Origin of the sequence: Gilliamella sp. M0364 (assembly GCF_016100565.1) — a bacterium.
GTDB lineage: Bacteria > Pseudomonadota > Gammaproteobacteria > Enterobacterales > Orbaceae > Gilliamella > Gilliamella apis.
In genome coordinates this window covers 1-256 of the sequence record NZ_JACFSF010000042.1, presented here as the reverse complement: position 1 = coordinate 256, position 256 = coordinate 1, and the positions used below count along the sequence as shown (strand labels likewise).

Annotated in this window: 1 protein-coding gene; it reads left to right on the top strand. The window is 34.4% G+C overall.

The genetic code is table 11. The annotated features are described in order from the left end of the window. Positions 1-256, top strand: a 256-nt coding sequence (locus tag H3U96_RS11155) for a hypothetical protein (RefSeq protein ID WP_198196723.1), incomplete at both ends; no start/stop codon positions are given.

Here is a 256-nt window from a genome sequence, read left to right as displayed (position 1 = left end):
AGTAATGCATTACTGACTGATTCAATGTTTGAGCAAGGTATCCGTGATAATCCTAAGTACGATGAAGAAGCGCTTAAAAGAGTTCAGTATTTAGGTATTAAACCAAAGCAAGTTTACTATCATAAACTACCTTTCCCGAGTTTTATGGCTGGACGCTATAAGAACTATCCTCATCAAGCACCTTTAACGCTAATTGAAGCCGAAAATCAATCACCTCAAGAAAAATACAGTGATTTAATAAAAGTTGAAATAGATA